Genomic DNA, 16,431 nt, shown 5'->3' with positions numbered 1-16,431 from the left:
CCGAACCGCCCGCATATCTCTTCAGATATCCATCAATGTCAAAAAGCAGAGGTCCAAAATCACGGACGATGCGCCAACTCGACGCCTCACCCGGTCATCCATTCCCAAATTTCACCCCGGTCTCTCAAAAGCGCCTCGCAGCGCTCCGTCTTCCCGGCCCCTCCAGCGTTCCCGCCTTCGGTGAAGCGGTGTTTAGGGGGAACGTGAAATGGGCGCAAGCAGGTTTTGCGAAAATTCCGTGTCAGTCGGTCAGAAAAATCGCAACGCGTTGTTTTTGAATGAAACCTTATGCCCTGCGCGGTCTGGTCCAGGCCAGGGGGCGACGAATCACCAGCCGCAGAGCCAGCAGAAGGACGATGGCCGCCACCCAGAAGATCGGGGTGATCTCGGTCACGCGGATCGTCCACAGCCAGTGCAGGGCGGCCAGCAGCGCGGCGGGGTAGACCAGCTTGTGCAACTGCCGCCAGGCCTGCCCCCCCATCTTGCGGATCATCAGGTTGTTCGAGCTGACCGCCAGCGGCAGCAGCATCAGGAAGGCCCCCATGCCGAACAGCAGATAGGGCCGCTTGACGATGTCGCGGCCCATCTGTCCCCAGAGCAGCGCCATGTCCATCACCACCCAAGTGGCCACATGCAGCGCCGCATAGGCAAAGCAGATGACCCCCAGGGCGCGGCGGAAGCGCATCAGCGAGATGCCCGTCAGCCGCAGCAGGGGCGTGACCGCAAGCCCCCCCGCCAGGAAGTACAGCGCGGTGCGGCCCAGGCGATGCTCGATCTCGGCCACCGGATCGACGCCCAGGCCGCCGGTGAAGATATCCCAGATCACCAGCGCGAAGGGCACCGCCCCCGCCAGCCAGACCACCGGGACCGGAATGCGCCGCAATGCGTCATTCACCGCCCGCTGCATCAGTAGTTCACCGACAGGTCCATCCCCGCATACATCGAGGCCACCTGTTCGCCATAGCCGTTGAACATCTGCGTCTCCTCGCGGCCCCCGAACAGGCCCGCGCCGATCACCCGGTGGGTGGCCTGGCTCCAGCGGGGGTGGTTCACCTCGGGATTCACATTGGCATAGAAGCCGTATTCGCTGGCCTGCAGCTGCTTCCAGGTGTTCACCGGCTCGCGGTCGGTCAGGGTGATCCGCACCACCGATTTGATCGACTTGAAGCCGTATTTCCACGGCACCACCAGCCGGATGGGCGCGCCGTTCTGGTTGGGCATGGGCTGGTCGTAAAGCCCCGTGGCCAGAATCGTCAGCGGGTTCATCGCCTCGTCCAGCCGCAGCCCCTCGCGATAGGGCCAGTCGAGGATCGCGCGGCGCTGGCCGACCATCTCCTCGGGGCGCACGAGGGTCTCGAATTCGACATATTTCGCGCCGGGCTGCACGCCGACCTTGTCCAGCACGCCGGCCAAAGGCACGCCGATCCAGGGAATGACCATCGACCAGGCCTCGACGCAGCGCAGCCGGTAGATGCGTTCCTCCAGCGCGTTGTCGGGGGCCAGGTCCTCGACCCCGTAGCTGCCGGGGCGCTCGACCAGGCCGCCGATCTCGACCGCCCAGGGGTCGGTGGTCAGCGCATGGGCATTGCGGGCGGGGTCCTCCTTGCCGGTGCCGAATTCGTAGAAATTGTTGTAGTTGGTGATTTCCTCGAAGGTGTTCGGCGTCTGGTCCGTGGACAAAGGCGAGGGCGCACCGGTCATCGTGCCCGCGGATTGCGCCCCGGCGCGGCCCGCCAGGGCCAGACCCGCGACCGAGAGACCCGCGACCGAGGCCGCCATGAACTTGCGCCTGTCCAGGAACATCCGGTGCGGTGTGACGTCAGACCAGTTCAGTTTCATGATATCCTCCGATCGGGGCCTAGGCACGCCAGAGGGCGCGCGTGGTCATCATGCCATGATGCACGCGGCGCATAAGCCTTCGGACGCATCACGTTCCGTTGACCCAACCCCCCTGCCCGGCCCGGGGCTTCGGATCAGCCGACCGAGGTGATCTCGTCCAGGAAGGCCTGCGAGAACCGCTCCAGCCGGGGCTCGTCCAGATGGCGGGACAGCGCGTCGCGGCTGGAGGGGCGGCTCTCCGCGATGCGCCGGATCTGCGCGGTGGAACAGGACAGCGGCTTTTCCGTCCCGTCCGCACCGCGCTGCAGGCGCAGCTGCACCGCGACCAGACGGTCGAACAGCGCGCCCTCGGGCTTGCCCGCCATCGCGCGGCGGGCGGGATGCATCTGGGGCTGGTCGCCCGCGATGACCGACAGGAATTCGCGGCCGAAGCTGTCCAGCTTCTTGGCGCCCACCCCGCCGATCCGCGCCATCTGGTCCAGATCCTGCGGGCGCTTCTCGGCCATCTCGATCAGCGTGCGGTCGGGAAAGATGACATAGGCCGGCACGCGCGCCGCCTCGGCCAAGGCGCGGCGCTTGGCCTTCAGCGCCGACAGCAGCGGCTCGTCCTCCTCGCTGACCTGGGTGCGCAGGACGTTGGCTGGCTTGGCGCCCTTGGTCGTGTCCTCGCGCAGGGTGACGCTCTCCTCGCCGCGCAGGATCGGATGGGCGGTTTCGGTCAGGTGCAGCGCGCCGTGGCGTTCGGGATCGGGGCGGCACAGGTCCAGCCCCATCATCTGCCGAAAGATCGCCTGCCATTGCCCGCGCGCGAAGTCCTTTCCCACGCCGAAGGTCGGCAACTGGTCATGGCCCCGCTCGCGCACCTTGTCGGTGGTGGTGCCGGTCAGGATGTCGATCAGATGGCCGCTGCCGAACCATTCGCCGGTGCGCACCATCGCCGACAGGGCCTTCCTGACCGCCAGCGTGCCGTCGAACAGCTTGGGTGGGGTCTGGCACAGATCGCAATTGCCGCAATCGGCGGCCATTTCCTCGCCGAAATAGGACAAGAGCTTGCGGCGGCGGCATCCCGTCGCCTCGGCCAGACCCAGCAGCGCGTTCAGCCGCGCATGGTCGCCCGACTTGCGGGCGGGATCGGCCAGCCCCTCGTCGATCTGGGTGCGGCGCAGGCGGATGTCGTCGGGACCATAGAGCGTCAGCGTGTCCGCCGGATCGCCGTCGCGGCCCGCGCGGCCGATCTCCTGATAATAGCCCTCGATCGACTTCGGCAGATCGGCATGCATCACCCACCGGATATCGGGCTTGTCGATGCCCATGCCGAAGGCGACGGTGGCCACGACGATCAGCCCATCCTCGCGCTGGAAGCGGCCTTCAGCCTCGCGCCGCGTCTCGGGGTCCAGCCCCGCGTGATAGGCGATCGCCGGGTGGCCCGCCTCGCGCAGGGCCTGGGCCAGCGTCTCGGTCCGCGCGCGGGCGCCGCAATAGATGATCCCCGACTGGCCGCGCCGGGCGGCGGCATAATTCAGGACCTGCGTGCGGGGGCTGTTCTTGGGCTGGAAGGCCAGCCGGATGTTGGGCCGGTCGAAGCCGCGCAGGAAGGTGACCGGCTCGGCGCCCTCGAAGAGGCGCGTGACGATCTCGGCCCGGGTCTCGACATCCGCCGTGGCGGTGAAGGCGGCCAGGGGCACGCCTAGGCTGCGCTTCAGATCGCCGATGCGCAGATAGTCGGGGCGGAAGTCGTGGCCCCACTGGCTGACGCAATGCGCCTCGTCCACGGCGATGGCGGTCACGCCCGCGCGTTTCAGCAGGTTGACCGTCCCGCCGGATGCCAGCCGTTCGGGCGCCATGTACAGCACCTTCATCCGCCCGTCGGCGATGGCGGCGAAGACGGCATCCGTCTCGGCCTCGGTATTGCCGCTGGTCAGCGCCCCCGCCTCGACCCCCGCCTCGCGCAGCGCGCGCACCTGGTCCCGCATCAGCGCGATCAACGGCGAGATGACCACCGTCACCCCGTCCCGCATCAGCGCGGGCAGCTGGAAGCACAGCGACTTGCCGCCGCCCGTGGGCATGATCGCCAGCACGTCGCGGCCCGCGGCCACCGCCTCGACGATCTCCTGCTGTCCGGGACGGAAACCGTCAAAGCCCCAGACCTGGCGAAGAAGGTCGGTGGGCATCAGACGCCGTAGAAGAAGCCCGCGTTGTTGGCCAGGGCCCGCTGAGCGATGATGATGACGATGAAGACGATCAGCGGGGCCAGATCCAGCCCCCCCAGATCGGGCAGCATGCGGCGGATCGGGCGATAGATCGGCTCCAAGAGCCGGTTCAGCCCGTCCCAGATCTGCGCGACCAGCGGCTGGCGCAGGTTCAGGACCTGGAAATTGATCAGCCAGGACATGATGATATGCACGATCATGATGAACCACAGGACCTGCAGGATCAGTTGCAGGGCTTCGTACAGCGTTCCCATTCTCGCTCCTTCGTCATGTCGCATGCGATGAGGGCCGTTATGGCCGGGTGCCCGGGGGGACGCAAGCCGATGCCGCCGCGTTGGACTTGACGCCCCCGTGATCCCCGGCCAGTCAGGGCGAAACGAAAGGCCCGACCATGTATCCCTTCATCCGCTTCGCCAAGGAGATGCTCAAGTTCCGCAATGCGCCCCGCCTTGCGCCGACCGGAACGCATGTCTCGACCCATATCTGCTGGCCCTGGGACCTGGACCCCTGGATCGAGCTGAACAACGGCCGCACCCTGACGCTGTTCGACCTGGGCCGCATCCCGCTGGCCAGCCGCACCGGGCTGGTCCCGGTGCTGCGCGCGCGGGGCTGGGGGATCACGGTCGCGGGCAACTCGACCCGCTACCGCCGGCGCATCCGGGCCTTCCAGCGCTTCACGATGATCTCGCGCATGGTGGGCTGGGACCGCCGATTCGTCTATATGGAACAGTCGATGTGGCGCGGCGGCGAATGCTGCAACCAGGTGCTGATCCGCTCGGCCATCACCTCGCCCGACGGGATGGTGCCCCCGGGCCAGGTGATGGAGGCCTTGGGCCATGCCCCCGAAAGCCCGCCTTTGCCCGAGTGGATCGCGGCCTGGATCGCCGCCGATGCCACGCGCCCCTGGCCGCCCCATCTGCCCGAGGATGCGAAACTTCACTTGCCACTCTGAGGCGCCCCGGACCAAATGTCGCCACGGCGCGCAGCTGCGCCAGAAGGGGACGTGATGAGGGACAGGATCGACCGCAGGCGCATCTGGGGCTGGTGGTTCTTTGACTGGGCCAGCCAGCCCTTTCACACCCTTCTGCTGACCTTCATCTTCTCGATCTATTTCGCCGAGGTGGCCAAGCGCCATTTCATCGCCATGGGCGACAGCAGCACGCTGGCGGGCGCCCATGCGCAGGCGCTGTGGGGCTATGGGCTGGCGATCAGCGGGGCGATCATCGCGCTGGCCGCGCCCGTGCTGGGGGCCATCGCGGACAGTTCGGGGCGGCGGATGCCGTGGATCTGGATCTTCTCGGGCATCTACGTGGTCGGATCTGCGGGGCTCTGGGCGCTGACGCCCGGCATCGGGGACGGCGGCCATCCGGCGCTGGTCCAGGCCATCGTGCTGTTCGGCATCGGCCTGATCGGGGTCGAGTTCGCCACCATCTTCACCAATGCCCTGCTGCCCGGGCTGGCGCCGCGCGCCGAGATCGGGCGCATCTCGGGCTCGGGCTATGCCTTCGGCTATCTGGGCGGCGTGGTGGCGCTGGCGCTGATGCTGCTCCTGTTCGCCGAGACGCCGAACGGGCGCACGCTGGCGGGGATCCCACCGCTGTTCGGGCTGGACCCCGCGGCGCGCGAGGGCACGCGATTCGTCGGCCCCTTCACGGCGATCTGGTACGTGGTCTTCATGATCCCCTTCTTCCTCTGGGTCCGAGAGCCGCGCGAGGGCCACCGCCCCCTGCGCATCCGCCCGGCGCTGTCCGACCTGTGGGCGCTGATCCGCAGCCTGCGGCACCGGCGCAGCCTGGCCGCGTGGCTGGCCTCGTCGATGTTCTCGCGCGACGCGCTGAACGCGCTCTACGGCTTCGGCGGCGTCTATGCGGGCACGGTGCTGGGCTGGCCCGTCTTCCTGGCGGGCATCTTCGGCGTCGTCAGCGCCATCTCGGCCGCGTTCATCAGCTGGCTGGGCGGGCGCGCCGACCGGGCCTTCGGGCCGCGCGCGGTGATCGCGGCCTGCATCCTGGCGCTGTCGGCGGTCTGCATGCTGCTGGTCGGCATGGACCGGACCTCGGTCTTCGGCATCCCGGCCCCGGCCGAGCCGCTGCTGGCCGGGCTGCGCCTGCCCGACCTGATCTTCTTCGCCTGCGGGGCGGTGATCGGCGGGGCGGGCGGCGCACTGCAATCGGCCAGCCGCACCATGATGGTCCGCCACACGACCGAGGAACGCGCGACCGAGGGCTTCGGCCTCTATGCGCTGTCGGGCAAGGCCACGGCCTTCCTGGCGCCCTTCCTGATCGCGGTGACGACCGATCTGACGGGCAGCCAGCGACTTGGCTTCCTTCCGCTGATCGTGATCTTTCTTGTCGCGCTGCTTCTGCTAGGGTGGGTCGACCCGGAAGGAGAAACCGACCCGTGATCCGCAAGACCCTGACCGCCGCCGCCCTTCTGCTGGGGCTGGCCCTGCCCGCCTCGGCACAACAGCTTGCCAAGGATGTGTTCGGCAGCTTCCGCAGCCCGTCCCAAGGGCCCGCCGTGTCGATCGGCAACTATTCCCAGGGCTGCGGCCAGGGCTTCGTGCAGATGCCCGACAGTGGGCCCAGCTGGCAATCGATGCGCCTGTCGCGCGACCGCCATTGGGGCCATCCGGTGATGATCGACTTTCTGGTCGGCCTGTCCCGGGCCGCGCAGCAGGCGGGCTGGCAGGGCCTCTATATCGGCGACATCAGCCAGCCGCGCGGCGGGCCGATGACCTCGGGCCATGCCAGCCACCAGCTGGGGCTGGACGCCGACATCTGGATGCTGCCGCCCGCGTCCCTGTCGCTGTCGCCGCAGCAGCGCGAGAACCTGTCCTCGGTCTCGGTCGTGGCGAACCGGGGCACGGCTTTGTCGGGCAACTGGACCGGCGGCCACATGTCGATCATGCGCGCCGCCGCCCGCGATCCGCGGGTGGAACGCATCTTCGTCGATCCCGTCGCCAAGGTCGCCATGTGCCAGATGGAGACGGGCAACCGCGACTGGCTGCGCAAGATCCGCCCCATCAACAACCACGACTATCACTTCCATGTCCGCCTGAACTGCCCCCCCGGCTCGATGTGCCAGACGCCCGTGCCGATCCCGGCGGGCGACGGCTGCGCGGATGCGCAGGAATGGGTGAACATCCGCATCGACCCCAGCCGGGCCCGGCCCTCGACCCCGGACCCCAACTATCGCCACCCCCGCACCTACCGGATGGCCGACCTGCCCGCGCAATGCTCGACCGTCGCCTCGGCACCCTAGCTCTGGCCCTGGGGGCGACCCTGGCCACTGCGCCCGTTCACGCGGGCGCGGTGCTCGATTACGTGGGCACCCATGTCTGGTCGGAACCCCAGGCCAGCTTCGGCGGCTTTTCCGCGATCCAGATCAGCCCCGACGGCACCGGCTTTCACGCCCTGACCGACCGCGCGCATCTGTACTGGGGCCGGGTGGAGCGCGACCCGCAGGGCCTGGTGCGCGGCATGGCGGTCGCGGGCCGCGCCCATCTGAAGGACAGCGAGGGCACCCCCCTGCCCCCGGGCTATATCGGTGACAGCGAGGGGATCGCGCTGGACGCCGAAGGCCGCATCCTGATCAGCTTCGAGGGGCTGGACCGCGTCGCGCGCTATGACGATCCCGACGCGGCCGCCACCCCCCTGCCCCGCCCGCCCAAGCTGCCCGGCATGGGCGTCAATTCCGGGCTGGAGGCGCTGGCCATCGACCAGGACGGGCTGATGGTCGCCGTGCCCGAACGCTCGGGCAACGAGGCCACGCCCTTCACCGTGCTGGCCTTCGACGGCGACTGGACCGAATATGCCACGATCCGCCGCGATCCGCGCTGGCTGGCGGTGGGCGCCGATTTCGGCCCCGATGGCTGGCTCTATCTGCTGGAACGCGACTTTCGCGGCATCCTGGGCTTTTCCTCGCGCATCCGGCGGATGCAGCTGACCCCCGGCGTGCTGCAGGAGGATCAGATCCTGCTGGAGACGCGGTCCCTGCAATACGACAACCTGGAAGGCATCTCGGTCTGGCATGACGGGACGGGCATCCGGATCACGATGATCTCGGACGACAACTTCCTGTTCCTGCAGCGGACCGAGATCGTGGAATACCGCCTGCGCGACACCGACCTGCAGGCGCAGCGGAATTGACAAGGCGGCCTGCGCGGGCGTAAGGCCCCCGTTGCCCCGCGCGACGGGGCCGAGTTCCTCCGCCACCTTGTCAAAACGGATATCACCGATGACCCGCTTCCTGCCCGGCATCCTTGCCATGGCCGCCATCGTGCTGGCCTCGAACATCCTCGTCCAGTTCACCGTGGCCACCTGGCTGACCTGGGGCGCCTTCACCTATCCGCTGGCCTTCCTGGTCACCGACGTGATGAACCGCGTCTATGGCGCCCCCGCCGCGCGGCGCGTGGTGCTGGCGGGATTCGTGACGGGCGTGCTGTGGTCGCTGGTCGCGGCGGGGATCGAGGCCACGACCCTGCGCATCGCCCTGGCCTCGGGAACGGCCTTCCTGGTGGCGCAGATGGCCGATGTGGCGATTTTCGATGCACTTCGCGAAGGCCGCTGGTGGCGGGCGCCGCTGGTCTCGACCCTGGTCGGATCGGTGCTGGACACGGCGCTGTTCTTCGGCATCGCCTTCGCGGCTTTCCTGCCCGCCGACGCCAATACAGGCTGGGCGAACGAGGCCGTGCCGCTGCTGGGCCAGGGCCCGCTGGCGCCCCTGTGGATGTCGCTGGCGCTGGCCGACTGGATGGTCAAACTGGCGCTGGCCCTACTGGCCCTTGTGCCCTTCCGGCTAATTGTCCGCAATTTGTTGCGCCGCACTGCGGAAAGCTGATTGACAGAATTTGGATCTGTGTCAGCCTGCAGATGTACAGCAATCTTTTGAAAGGAGGTGGTCCAGTGTCTAGAGTGATAGTGGAGAGACGTTTCGGAACAGTCGGGGGGACCGTGGCCTGAGGGCAGCCCCGAAGGCTTCAGACCCTGGTTGGGACCGGATCCAGATCCGCCCCTAACCGGACCATCTCCTTGGATCTCGCGGGCCGCCTTTTGCTGGGCGGCCCGTTCCTGTTTTTGCCCGGCACGCGCGGGGACCGGACATGCGAAAGGGGCGGCCCGAAGGCCGCCCCTGTGCGTTCAGGTCGCGATGTCAGGCGCGGACCATCGCCCGGCTGCGGTTGGTCCGCATGGCCAGCACGACCGCCCCGGCCCAGATCAGCGCCGCCGCCCACCACATCAGACCGCCGCTGATCAGCGCCATGCCGATCAGGCCCGCCTGCACCACGTAATAGGCCATGGTGATCAGCGTCTTGCGGATGATGTCGCCCTCGCGGTCGGTCAGGCCCACCACGGCCGAGGCCGCCACCACGTTATGCACGCAGACCATGTTGCCCGCCGCCCCGCCGACGGCCTGCAGCACGACGACCATGGTGATGCCCGCCAGATCCAGCCCGATGCTTTCCGCGGTCGAGAACTGGAACAGCGAGAACATCATGTTCGACACCGTGTTCGACCCGGCGATGAAGGCGCCCAAGGCTCCCACGATCGGCGCGAACAGCGGCCACGAGGCGCCGGTCGCCGCCGCCATCCCCTCGGCCAGGGTGATGGGCATCGAGGCCATCCCCTCGGATCCCGAGTTGATGAAGACCTGCACCATCGGCACTGCCAGCAGCAGCGCCGGGGCCGCCGCGATCATCGTGCGCCCCGAGATCGCCCAGGCCCGGCCATAGGCGCTGCCCCGCATCCGGAACAGCGCGACCGAGATCAGCGAGGCGATGATCATCACCGTGCCCGGCGAATAGGCGAACTGCGCCGTCGCGTTGATCCCCGACCCGAACAGGTCGCGCAGCGCCAGCGTCGTGTCCGGCCCGGTCAGCCAGGCCTTGAGCGGCGCGATGGTCCGCGTCAGCACCAGCAGGACCGCGACGATCACATAGGGCATCCATGCGGTCAGCAGCGGGATGTTGCGGTCGCCCGGCCCCAGTTCGGCCTGATCGGGCTCCAGCTTGCCCTGCCAGCCATCCTCCCATTGCGCGCGGGGCGGAAAGTCGAAGCGGTCGTCGGGCAGGAACCAGCCCGCCCGGGCCGCCGGCACGACGATCATCAGACCGATCAGACCGCCCAGCAGCGACGGGAATTCCGGCCCCAGCACATAGGCGACGGCCAGATAGGGCAGCGTGAAGGCCAGCCCGGCGAAGATCGCGAATTTCCACGCCCGGAACCCTTCCGCAAAGCTGCGGCTGGACCCGAAGAAGCGCGTCAGCATGCCCACCATCAGCAGCGGCACGAGGACGCCCACCAGCGCATGGACCAGCGCCACCTGCGCGGCCACGACCGGCACGTATTCGGCGACGGTCAGCGGCGAGATGGCGGCCTCGACCTCGGGGCTGTTGGACAGGCCGGTATTGATGCCCACCAGCATCGGCGTGCCCACCGCGCCGAAGGACACGGGCGTGGACTGGATGATCAGCGTGACCATCACCGCCGCCATCGCCGGAAAGCCGATGGCCAGCAGCAGGGGCGCCGCGACCGCCGCCGGCGTGCCGAAGCCCGAGGCCCCCTCGATCATCGACCCGAACATCCAGGCGATGATGATCGCCTGGATGCGCCGGTCGGGCGAAATATCGGTGAAGCCGCGCCGGATGGCGCGGATCGCTCCGGATTCCTGCACCGTGTACAGCAGCAGGATCGCCCCGAAGACGATGTAGAGCAGCGTGACCGCCGTCACCAGACCGTTGACGGTGGCACCCGCGACCCGCGCCAAAGGCGCGCCCCACAGGACCAGCGCCAGCAGCACGGTGACGGCATAGGCCGCCAGCATGGCCAGCTTGGCCGACCGGCGCATGACCACCAGCAGCACAAAGACCACCAGGACCGGCAAGGCCGCGGCAAAGAACAGAACTCCCTGTGACACCCCGTTTTCCTCCTCGAATTGTCCGGGTCACTCGGGACGCGTTCGCGACAAAAAGCAAGACAAAACCGGTCAGGAAAACAGACCGCTGCGCGCAATCGCCCTCTCGGGCCGCCTCAGTCGCGCCGGATCGCCAAGGCGATGCCCTGCCCGCCGCCGATGCACATGGTGATCAGCGCGGTCCGGCCGCCGGTCCGTTCCAGTTCCGCCAGCGCCTTGATCGTCAGGATCGCGCCGGTCGCGCCGACCGGATGACCCAGGGCGATGGCCCCGCCATTGGGGTTCACCCGGGCCGGGTCCAGCCCCAGCCCCTTGTTCACCGCCAGAGCCTGCGCGGCGAAGGCCTCGTTCGATTCGACCACGTCGAAATCGCCGATGCCCAGGCCGGTGCGGGCCATCAGCGCCTGCACGGCGGGGACCGGGCCGATGCCCATCACCTCGGGGCGCACGCCCGCGACCGCATAGCCCAGGATCCGGGCGCGCGGGGTCAGCCCGGCCTCGCGCGCGGCGTCGCCCCGCGCCAGGACCAGCGCCGCCGCGCCGTCATTGATGCCGCTGGCATTGCCCGCCGTGACGCTGCCGCCCTTCTGGAACACCGCCTTCAGCCCGGCCAGCTTCTCGAGGCTGGTGGCCTTGGGATGCTCGTCCGTGTCGAAAGCGACCATGCCCTGCCGCGTCTTCACCTCGACCGGCACGATCTGGTCGCGGAAATGCCCCGCCGCGATGGCCGCCGCCGCGCGGTGCTGCGACTCCAGCGCGAAGGCGTCCTGCGCCTCGCGCGAGATGTCATGCTCGGCCGCGACATTCTCCGCCGTGACGCCCATATGTCCGGTGCCCATCGGGCAGGTCAGCGCGCCGGTCATCATGTCCAGCATCGCCTGATCGCCCATCTTCGCCCCGAACCGGGCCGAGGGCAGGACATAGGGCGCACGGCTCATGCTCTCCGCCCCGCCCGCGACGGCGAAGCCCGCATCGCCCAGCATCAGCGACTGCATGGCCGAGACGATGGCCTGCGCCCCCGATCCGCAGAGCCGGTTGACGTTCATCGCGGGCGTGGTGTGGGGGATCCCCGCCTCCAGCATGGCGACGCGGCTCAGATACATGTCGCGCGGCTCGGTGTTGATGACATGGCCGAAGACGACCTGCCCGATCCGGTCGGGCGCGACGCCCGCGCGCTCCAGCGCGGCGCGGGTGACGGTGGCGGCCAGGCTGATCGGCGGGATCGCCGCAAGGCTGCCGCCGAAGGTGCCGATCGCCGTGCGGGCGCCGGACAGGATGACGATCTGGGTGGCGGGGTCGGTTGCGGACATGGGGCGGGCCTCCTCTTCCCGTGGCCTGCAGGATAGGCTGCGACGCGCCTCCCGCAAGCCGTGCCGTCGCGGCAAATTGCGGCCCGGGCCGCAAGGCGCTATGCTGCCGGGGAATAACGAAGGACCGCATCCCGCATGACCCCTCCCGCGACCAGCCCCCGGCTGCGCATCAAGCTGCGGCTCGAATATGATTCGCCGCTGATCCTGGGTCCGGGCAAGGCCGAGCTGCTGGCGCGGATCGCGCGGCTCGGCTCGATCTCGGCCGCCGCGCGCGAGATGGGGATGAGCTACAAGCGCGCCTGGACCCTGGTCGAGGAGATGAACGTGGCCTTTGCCCATCCCGTCATCGACAGCGCGCGCGGCGGCCCGGGCGGCGGCGGCGCGACGGTGACCGAGACGGGCGGCAAGGTGCTGACCCATTACCGCGCGCTGGAATCGCTGCTGCTGGAGGCGGGCGCGAACGATCTGCAGGCGCTGAACGCGCTGCTGCGGCCCGAGGGCGCGGACCGGACGGGCGGTGCGGGACGGTGAGGGCGGATGCCTCCGGCGGGGATATTTGCAGACCGAAGGAGGCCCGGCGCCGGGCGCGGCAGGCGAGGTCGGGCGGCTGCCCTTCGGCATTGTGATTTCACCGCTGCGTGATTTTCCCTATGATCGGCGCAAAACCCCAGAACGAGCAGAACGAGGGTAGAATGAACAGGCTTCTGAAACTGGCCATCGTGGGGCTGGTCGCCTCCTGCGGCGGCGGCGGCAATTACAGCGCGCCGCGCCAGCTGGACAATGCATGCGCCATCGCGGCCGAACGGCCGGCCTATCTGCGCGCCATGCGCCAGACCGAACGCAAATGGGGCGTGCCGGTGCATGTGCAGATGGCGACCATGTACCAGGAATCGAAATTCATCGGTGACGCCCGCACGCCGCATCAATATGCGCTTGGCGTCATCCCCATCGGGCGGCAGAGCAGCGCCTTCGGCTATTCGCAGGCGCTGGACGGCACCTGGGAGGAATACCAGCGCAATTCCGGCAACCGCCGGGCGCAGCGCGACAACATCCGCGATGCGACCGACTTTATGGGCTGGTACATGCATGGCAGCCAGCAGCAGCTGGGCCTATCGAAATCCGACGCCGCCTCGCAATACCTGGCCTATCACGAGGGGCGGGGCGGCTTCCGCAGCGGCAGCTATCGCCAGAAGAGCTGGCTGATGCGGGTGGCGGGGCAGGTCAACGCCCGGTCCGAGATGTATCGCCAGCAGCTGGTGGCCTGCCGCCGCGCTTGACGGGGCCGCGGGCATGGGGCCTTCTTGTCCGCACCCCAGGGGCAAGGAGGATTCCCATGTACCGTGTCATCGGCACCGCCAAGTCCCGCGCCTTCCGCGTCCTGTGGATGCTGCAGGAACTGGGCCAGCCCTACGACCACATCGCCGCCAATCCACGCAGCGAGGGGGTCGTGCCCTTCAACCCGGCGGGCAAGGTCCCGGTGCTGATCGACGACGGCACGCCGATCACCGATTCGACCGCGATCCTCACCTATCTGGCCGACCGCCACGGCCAGCTGACCCATCCGGCGGGCACGCTGGACCGGGCGCGGCAGGACAGCCTGACCCAGTTCCTGCTGGACGAGTTCGACGCGGCCCTGTGGCTGGCCGCCCGCCACAGCTTCATCCTGCCCGAGGAGATGCGCCTCAGCGCCATCAAGAACACCCTGCGGTGGGAATTCGAGACCAGCCAGAAGACCCTGGTCCATCGCATGTCCGAGGGCCCCTTCCTGATGGGCGAGCGGATGACCGTGCCCGACATCATCCTGACCCATTGCCTGGACTGGGCACTGACCGCGCGCTTCCCGGTGGTCGAGGCGCGCCTGTCGGACTATCTGGACCGCATGCGCCTGCGCCCGGCCTATAAGGCCGTCACGGCGTCCTGATCCGCCAGGCGCCGTGCCGCGGCCTCGCCCGCGCGGCGCCCGGTCGCGAGGCAGGTCGTCAGCAGATAGCCGCCCGTCGGCGCCTCCCAGTCCAGCATCTCGCCCGCGGCAAAGACGCCCGGACGGGCGCGCAGCTCCAGATCGGCGGTCAGCGCGCCCGTCTCGATCCCCCCGGCCGAGGAGATGGCGCGCGCCAGCCCCATCGGTCCGGCATGGCGCAGGGGCAGCGCCTTGGCCCGCGCGGCCCATCCCGCCGGATCCGAGGGCAGCGGCCGGCCCCATTCCAGAAGCAGCGCGACCTTCACCGGATCGCTCAAGGCCCGCCGCAGCCAGTTGCCCAGGCTCAACCGCCCACGCAGCTGTGCGAATCGCATGGACAGGGCGTCAGGGTCCAGATCCGGGGCCAGATCCACCACTGCCTCGGCCCCGTCGCGCATCTCTGCCGCGACCGCATAGACCCCGCCGCCCTCGATCCCCTGGGCGGTGACGACCCACTCGCCCCGGCTTAAGCTGCGCCCCGCCCGGATCGCCACGCCTTTCACCGCCGCCCCGAAGACCCGCGCCATGGGCGGCGACCACTCGACACGGAACCCCATGTTCGCGGGCCGGAACGGCGCGACCGCCACCCCCGCCCCCGCCAGCATCGGGACCCAGGCCCCGTCCGAGCCGAGCCGTGGCCAGCTGGCCCCGCCCAGGGCAAGCACCGTCACCCGGGGCCGCACCCGCCGCGGGCCATCGGGGGTCTCGAACGCCCAGCCGCCCTCCATCCCGACCCACCGCCAGCACGACCGCAGCTCGACCCCGCCCGCCCGCAGCCGCGCCAGCCAGGCCCGCAGCAGCGGCGAGGCCTTCATGCCGACCGGAAACACCCGCCCCGTCGAGCCGGTGAACAGCGCGATCCCCAGGCCCTCGGCCCAATCCCTCACCGCCTCGGGCCCGAATTCCCCTGCAGCGGTCCATAAATATCCCCGGGGGTCCGGGGGCAGGCAGCCCCCGGTCCCGCCCGCGATCCCGCGCGCGAACTCGGGCAGAGGCTCGGCCTTGGTCAGGTTCAGCCCCGATTTCCCCGCCATCAGGAACTTGCGCGCGGGGGTGGGCATGGCCTCGGCCACCACCACGCGGCGGCCCGGCGCCATCAGCGCCTCGGCGGCCATCAACCCGGCAGGCCCTGCGCCGATCACCAGCGCATCGATCGCCTCCGAATCGCTCACCGCCGCCCCCGGGGCTTCATCGCCAGTCGCAGCAGCGCGCGCTCGACCAGCGCCATCTGCGGCGCCCGGCTGGCCGAGCGCAGCACCATGTCGGTGGCCAGCAAGGACGAGACCGCCTCCTCCAGCGGCCCCATCCCCCAGGCCTGCGCCTGCCGCGCCATCCGGTCGCGGCGCGGCCCGAAGACCGGCGGCCGCGCTCGGGCCAGCGCCACGCCCGGCCCCGCCGGATCGGCGGCGGCCAGATGCAGGGCGCGGAAATGGCGCAGGGCGGCGATGCACAGCGTGACCGGGGCGATCCCCTGCTGGTCCACGCGCCGCATCAGCGGGCCGAACTCGGCCTCGCGCCGGTCCGCGACGGCATGGATCAGCTCGTCCAGATCGGCCTCGATGGTGGCGGGAGCCAGCAGGGCGATCTCCTCGACCGTCAGCGGCGTGGGATCGCCATGCTTGTACAGCCCGATCTTCTCGACCGTCTGGCGCAGATCGCCCGGGTCCAGCGCGCGCGACAGCAGCATCATCTCGCGCATGGCCTCGCGCGGGACCTCGCGCAGCCCGGCATCCGCCAGCCAGCGCGCGACCTCGTCCTCGCCCGGCGGATCGTCATAGATCGGCGCGGTCACCGCCTGGCCATGCGTCTCGAACAGCTTGCGCAGGGCCGAGCTCTTGGACAGCGCCCCCGCCGTCACCACGACCACCGCATCGCCCTGCCGCCAGCCCTCGAGTGCCGCGCGGATCGCGTCGGTCGCCAGATCGGGCGTGTCCTCGACCACCACCACGCGGGGGCCGGGAAAGAACCCCACCTCGCGCACCGCATCGACCAGCTGCGCGGGGTCGCGCTTCAGTCCCGCGCCGGGCATGCGGGTCAGGCGCATCTCCTCGTCGGCGCTCTCGCCCACCAAGGCGCGCACCGCCTCGGCGCGCTTCAGGGCCACCCGCATCGCATCCTGCCCATGGATCAGCAGCCCCGGCCGCGAGGGGTCGGGGCGGGCCAAATAGCGCGCGATCTCGGCCCCCTTCAGCAGCAT

Annotated in this window: 16 protein-coding genes; 8 read left to right on the top strand and 8 right to left on the bottom strand. The window is 69.4% G+C overall.

The genetic code is table 11. The features are described from left to right. Positions 1-286 precede the first annotated feature (286 nt). The 4 genes from FA743_RS08810 to FA743_RS08795 all read right to left on the bottom strand — a co-directional run bounded on the left by FA743_RS08810 (position 287) and on the right by FA743_RS08795 (position 4,303). Complete coding sequence (locus FA743_RS08810; protein ID WP_246054895.1) at positions 287-895, bottom strand: protein-methionine-sulfoxide reductase heme-binding subunit MsrQ; 609 nt, start codon at positions 893-895, stop codon at positions 287-289. Positions 896-906: 11 nt separating this feature from the next. Then, complete coding sequence (msrP, locus tag FA743_RS08805; RefSeq protein WP_136885653.1) at positions 907-1,839, bottom strand: protein-methionine-sulfoxide reductase catalytic subunit MsrP; 933 nt, start codon at positions 1,837-1,839, stop codon at positions 907-909. A 134-nt stretch (positions 1,840-1,973) separates the two neighbouring features. After that, the gene (recQ, locus tag FA743_RS08800) at positions 1,974-4,010 is read right to left on the bottom strand and encodes a DNA helicase RecQ (protein ID WP_136885651.1); all 2,037 of its coding nucleotides are present in this window, start codon (positions 4,008-4,010) and stop codon (positions 1,974-1,976) included. Further along, positions 4,010-4,303 (bottom strand): YggT family protein, encoded by a 294-nt coding sequence (locus FA743_RS08795; RefSeq protein ID WP_135818009.1) that lies wholly within the window; start codon positions 4,301-4,303, stop codon positions 4,010-4,012. Before FA743_RS08795 ends, recQ begins: the two co-directional genes overlap by 1 nt. Positions 4,304-4,440: 137 nt before the next feature. Between FA743_RS08795 and FA743_RS08790 the strand changes: the two genes are divergently transcribed. From FA743_RS08790 to FA743_RS08770, 5 genes are all read left to right on the top strand, one after another. After that, a complete protein-coding gene (locus FA743_RS08790; RefSeq protein WP_136885650.1) occupies positions 4,441-5,001 on the top strand; it encodes an acyl-CoA thioesterase in 561 nt (186 codons plus the stop codon). A 54-nt stretch (positions 5,002-5,055) separates the two neighbouring features. Continuing rightward, complete coding sequence (locus tag FA743_RS08785) at positions 5,056-6,453, top strand: MFS transporter (RefSeq protein WP_136885648.1); 1,398 nt, start codon at positions 5,056-5,058, stop codon at positions 6,451-6,453. After that, positions 6,450-7,313 (top strand): penicillin-insensitive murein endopeptidase, encoded by an 864-nt coding sequence (gene mepA, locus FA743_RS08780; RefSeq protein ID WP_136885647.1) that lies wholly within the window; start codon positions 6,450-6,452, stop codon positions 7,311-7,313. Before FA743_RS08785 ends, mepA begins: the two co-directional genes overlap by 4 nt. After that, entirely contained in the window at positions 7,286-8,200 is a 915-nt protein-coding gene (locus tag FA743_RS08775; RefSeq protein WP_136885645.1) for an esterase-like activity of phytase family protein, read from the top strand. Before mepA ends, FA743_RS08775 begins: the two co-directional genes overlap by 28 nt. A gap of 88 nt (positions 8,201-8,288) precedes the next feature. Continuing rightward, positions 8,289-8,891 (top strand): queuosine precursor transporter, encoded by a 603-nt coding sequence (locus FA743_RS08770; protein WP_136885642.1) that lies wholly within the window; start codon positions 8,289-8,291, stop codon positions 8,889-8,891. Positions 8,892-9,203: 312 nt separating this feature from the next. Here the strand turns inward: FA743_RS08770 and FA743_RS08765 are convergent, their stop codons facing one another. Both FA743_RS08765 and FA743_RS08760 read right to left on the bottom strand, forming a co-directional pair. Next, positions 9,204-10,967 carry an L-lactate permease gene (locus FA743_RS08765; protein ID WP_136885640.1) on the bottom strand — a complete coding sequence of 588 codons (1,764 nt, stop codon included), beginning with the start codon at positions 10,965-10,967 and terminating at the stop codon, positions 9,204-9,206. A gap of 113 nt (positions 10,968-11,080) precedes the next feature. After that, positions 11,081-12,274: an acetyl-CoA C-acyltransferase family protein gene (locus FA743_RS08760; protein ID WP_136885638.1), complete on the bottom strand. Its 1,194-nt coding sequence runs from the start codon at positions 12,272-12,274 to the stop codon at positions 11,081-11,083. A 135-nt stretch (positions 12,275-12,409) separates the two neighbouring features. On the opposite strand from FA743_RS08760, the gene FA743_RS08755 reads away from it, so the two are divergent. The 3 genes from FA743_RS08755 to FA743_RS08745 all read left to right on the top strand — a co-directional run bounded on the left by FA743_RS08755 (position 12,410) and on the right by FA743_RS08745 (position 14,195). After that, positions 12,410-12,805 carry a winged helix-turn-helix domain-containing protein gene (locus FA743_RS08755; protein ID WP_135311658.1) on the top strand — a complete coding sequence of 132 codons (396 nt, stop codon included), beginning with the start codon at positions 12,410-12,412 and terminating at the stop codon, positions 12,803-12,805. Between the two features lie 161 nt (positions 12,806-12,966). After that, on the top strand, positions 12,967-13,551 hold the full coding sequence (locus tag FA743_RS08750) for a transglycosylase SLT domain-containing protein (RefSeq protein WP_136885636.1): 585 nt from the start codon (positions 12,967-12,969) through the stop codon (positions 13,549-13,551). A gap of 56 nt (positions 13,552-13,607) precedes the next feature. Further along, complete coding sequence (locus FA743_RS08745; protein WP_136885633.1) at positions 13,608-14,195, top strand: glutathione S-transferase family protein; 588 nt, start codon at positions 13,608-13,610, stop codon at positions 14,193-14,195. Here the strand turns inward: FA743_RS08745 and FA743_RS08740 are convergent. After that, a complete protein-coding gene (locus FA743_RS08740; protein ID WP_136885696.1) occupies positions 14,171-15,388 on the bottom strand; it encodes a BaiN/RdsA family NAD(P)/FAD-dependent oxidoreductase in 1,218 nt (405 codons plus the stop codon). The two genes, FA743_RS08745 and FA743_RS08740, sit on opposite strands and share 25 nt — an antisense overlap. Positions 15,389-15,402: 14 nt before the next feature. Next, positions 15,403-16,431 carry a DNA polymerase III subunit delta gene (gene holA / locus FA743_RS08735; protein WP_136885630.1) on the bottom strand — a complete coding sequence of 343 codons (1,029 nt, stop codon included), beginning with the start codon at positions 16,429-16,431 and terminating at the stop codon, positions 15,403-15,405.

Source organism: Paracoccus gahaiensis, assembly GCF_005048225.1.
Taxonomy (GTDB): domain Bacteria; phylum Pseudomonadota; class Alphaproteobacteria; order Rhodobacterales; family Rhodobacteraceae; genus Paracoccus; species Paracoccus gahaiensis.
The sequence above is the reverse complement of the archived record's forward strand: the minus strand, read 5'-3'. Positions and strand labels throughout refer to the sequence as shown.